The following is a 3924-nucleotide window of genomic DNA, read 5'->3' on the forward strand; positions in this document are numbered from 1 at the left end:
GGAAGGCATATTCCCCAACAAGCTGTTTGGAGTTAAAAGAATGGTTACCGAGAAAAATAGCAGTAAGCGTTGTTTCATTCTCTAATATATGACCACAATTTAGTGTTTTAATTGTTAATAAAAAAATATTTATAAACAATTAAAACGCTGTTAAACAGTAATTTATGGTTTTTATTAATAAATCACCACCTATTTTTGTTAATAAGACACAATAATTTTGTTTTTTTTCGTTTAAAAGTAATCATTCAAATCACCATCTTTAACCAAATCTTTGCATCAAATGAAATTACAAATTATTTTTAGTGGGATTGTTTTGAGTTGGCTATCGACCTGTAATCAATGGACAAGTGTTGACCAAGATGTCGTTGTTGCACGCGTTGGAAGTCACTATTTGTATTTATCAGACATTGAGGAACAACTGCCAATGGTCGTTTCAAAGGAGGATAGTATTTTGCTAGCGCAAAGCACCATCAATACTTGGGCAAAAAAACATTTGTTGTATGATCAAGCTGTTTTTAATCTAGAACAATCTTCTCAAGAAGCACTCAATGCATTGGTCGAAGATTATCGTCTCGACTTATGGGCGACAACTTACAAAGAATCGCTGGTCAAATCGGTAATAGATACCATGGTAGATCCCACGTTAATGAGGGCATATTACACGAAAAATAAATATAATTTCAAGCTCAAAGAAGACGTGCTGCAGGCGCGTGTAATTGGCCTTTCTAGCTCAGCTTCTAATCTGGATGAAGTGATTGAGCATTTTCAATTAAATCAAGAAGAAGACAAGCGTTATCTGGATTCTTTACGTATACAATTTTCGTCTTATCAAAACAATGACTCTATTTGGTTTACTAAGCATTCTTTTCAGCAGCGATTTCCAGAAATCCCTTTGTTGAGTTTTGATAATTATTTAAAAAAATCACAATTTTTCTTCATTGAAGATTCATTCGAAGTATATTTGCTCTGGGTATCTGATTATCGATTAAGAAATGAAAACGCACCCTATCAGTTGGTAGAAAATACCATTCGTAAAATCGTTTTCAACCAATCCAAGTTAGAGTTCATTAAACAATTTGACCAAGAAATTTTACAAGATGCAATACAAGCCAACAAGTTTGAAATATATCGTTAATCTATGTTTGTTCTTGACGACCTTATTAGGTTTCGCTCAAGGACCCAAGGCAGACACTCAAGGACGCATTAAATTAGACGGTGTAATCTCTGTCGTTGGTGACTATGTTATTTTAGATTCAGACATAGACAAGACCCTGACCGATATGGAGTCACAGGGAATTTCAACAAAAGGAGTTACACGCTGTGAATTATTGGGAAAGTTGATGGAAGATAAGCTCTATGCGCATCATGCCATACAGGATAGTCTGGAAGTTTCTGATGCAGAGGTGTATTCATATGTCGATCAAAGTATTGATTATTTCACACAGCAGTTAGGAAGTTTAGAAAAAGTACTAGAATTCTATAATAAAACAGATGAACTTTCCTTCCGTGAAGAATTGTTTGAAATTAATAAAGTGCAGAAGTTATCTCAATTGATGCAGGCCGATATTATTGAAAAAGTAGAAATCACACCAGAAGAGGTGCGTGATTTTTTTGAATCCATTCCAAAAGAAGATTTACCTGTTTTTGGAACTGAATTAGAGATCGCACAAATCGTTATTGAACCGGCCGTAAAAGAAGAAGAACGAAAGCGTATTATCGCCCAATTGGATGGTTTTAAAAATGATGTAGAGGAAAAGGGGTTGAGTTTTGCTTCCAAAGCAATCTTGTACTCTCAGGATCCTGGATCACGTTCTAGCGGAGGGAAGTATACTCTGCATAGAAAGCGTCCAAGAATGGCCAAAGAGTTTAGAAATATGGCTTTTAGTTTAGAGGCAGGAGAGGTTTCTTCTCCTTTTAAAACAGAGTTTGGATGGCATATTTTAACTGTTGATGAAATTCGGGGACAAGAAATTGACATACGGCACATTTTATTAATGCCACAGGTTGATGCAGAAACATTGAACAAAAGTAAGGCACTCCTAGATTCCATTCGGGTCCGTATTTTGGACGAAGAGATCACCTTTGAAAGTGCAGCCTATAATTTTTCATATGAAAAAGAAACCAGGAATAATGGAGGTAAAATAGTCAATCCTGTCACTGGTGATACCCGTTTTGAATTAACCAAAATGGATCCTGAATTGTACAACCAAGTGAAAAGTCTTAAAGAAGGCGAAATTTCACTCCCTTTATTAGAAGAAGATAGAGGAGGAGCAAAGAAGTATAAGATTCTTAAAGTGGTTAACCGCTACGAAGAACATGAAGCAGATTACTCTAAAGACTTTACCAAAATAAAGGACTTAGCACTACGTGACAAACAAGTACGCACTGTAAAGAAGTGGATCAAAGAGAAAATTGAAGATACTTTTGTGAGCGTAAATAAGTCATTTCGCGAATGCGAGTTCTCCAACAATTGGATGAAACAATAAAGATTACTTAAAATATTTTAAGGGAACCCATAGCATTCCGAAACATTCTCCGCCGTTTTTGTGTATGTTTTTGTGATGCATTTTGTGTGCACGACGCAGACCTTTCGCGTATTTGCTGCTTGAATTACGGAATAATTTAAAACGTTGGTGTATGAAAATGTCATGAACCAAAAAATAGGTCATGCCATAGGTGAAAATACCAGCGGCCATAGGAAAACCCGCCCAGAAGCCATATTCCCCCCATAGTACCATTAAGCTCATGCTAACGGCTGCATAGAAGATGAAAAATAAATCATTGCGCTCAAACCAAGAATCATGGTCCTTTTTGTGGTGGTCTTTATGCCATGACCACAAAAAACCATGCATGATATATTTGTGTGAAAACCAAGCCATAAACTCCATGAATAAAAAAGTGGCTAAATAGGTTAAAAACCAATAGAAAACTTCCATATAAATTATAAAAGATTAAATCTGTAATTTACATAAGATCGGGCTAAAACCCCCATTTTTTCATAATTTGGAACTCTAATACGTGCAGATGCAATCGCAACTGAGGGCGTTTTTTTAAGTTTCTTCAAGAGCTTAGAATAGTATTTGTAGGCAGTGTACACTCCAAAACGTGCTGCATTTGGTAGTTGAAAGATACCGTCTAATCCTTTTTCAAAATCAGCTTCGATTTCACTAATAATTGCCATTTTGTTTTCTTCCGAAAATTCTTTCAGGTTGATGTTGGGAAAATATGAGCGGCTCAATCCCTCAAAATCATCTTTGAGGTCCCGTAAAAAGTTAACTTTTTGAAAGGCAGATCCCAAGGCCATTGCAGAGTCTTTTAAATGTAAATATGCTTCGTTGTCACCATTGACAAACACCTTTAAACACATAAGACCAACAACATCTGCTGAACCGTAGATGTAGGCTTTATAATCTTCATCAGTTAAATATGTTTTTTTAGATAAATCCCAACGCATACTTCGCATAAAGGCGTTAACCAATGCACGATCAATCGAATATTTGTGAAAACTATGTTGAAAAGCGTTTAAGATTGGGTTTAAACTAATTTTTTGCTCAATAGCTAAGTTTAAGTCTTCTTCAAAACGATTGAATAATTCTTCTTTAGGATAATCATGAAAACTATCTACAATTTCATCCGCAAAACGAACAAAGCCATAGATATTATAAATGTCGCTTCTAATAGAAGTATCTAACATTTTTGTCGCTAACGAGAAGGAGGTGCTGTACGATTCTGTAACCTCTTTACTGCATTGATATGACACTTGATCAAACAACTTTTTCATAACTAAAATAGCATATAGACTAGCTCAGAACAGTTTCTGGCTAGCAATTTATTTTAAGTAAAGATAGAAAAAAGTTAAACAAAAACGTTTACATTCAGCTGCTCTTCAATAAAGGTCTCAATTTTATCATATACGTTTATTCC

The 3924-nt window shown here is 35.2% G+C and carries 4 protein-coding genes; 2 read left to right on the forward strand and 2 right to left on the reverse strand.

The window, feature by feature from the left end:
* The first annotated feature begins 280 nt into the window (after positions 1–280).
* Positions 281–1135 (forward strand): peptidyl-prolyl cis-trans isomerase, encoded by an 855-nt coding sequence (locus ABF281_RS03155; RefSeq protein ID WP_347180247.1) that lies wholly within the window; start codon positions 281–283, stop codon positions 1133–1135.
* Positions 1098–2486 (forward strand): peptidylprolyl isomerase, encoded by a 1389-nt coding sequence (locus ABF281_RS03160; RefSeq protein ID WP_347180248.1) that lies wholly within the window; start codon positions 1098–1100, stop codon positions 2484–2486. The genes ABF281_RS03155 and ABF281_RS03160 overlap by 38 nt, the downstream gene beginning before the upstream one ends.
* Before the next feature lie 3 nt (positions 2487–2489).
* On the opposite strand, the gene ABF281_RS03165 is transcribed toward ABF281_RS03160, so the two are convergent.
* A complete protein-coding gene (locus ABF281_RS03165; protein WP_347180249.1) occupies positions 2490–2936 on the reverse strand; it encodes a beta-carotene hydroxylase in 447 nt (148 codons plus the stop codon).
* Positions 2937–2941: 5 nt separating this feature from the next.
* On the reverse strand, positions 2942–3781 hold the full coding sequence (locus ABF281_RS03170) for a squalene/phytoene synthase family protein (protein ID WP_347180250.1): 840 nt from the start codon (positions 3779–3781) through the stop codon (positions 2942–2944).
* Positions 3782–3924: the final 143 nt, after the last annotated feature.

The organism is Wenyingzhuangia sp. (genome assembly GCF_039768515.1).
Taxonomy (GTDB): domain Bacteria; phylum Bacteroidota; class Bacteroidia; order Flavobacteriales; family Flavobacteriaceae; genus Wenyingzhuangia.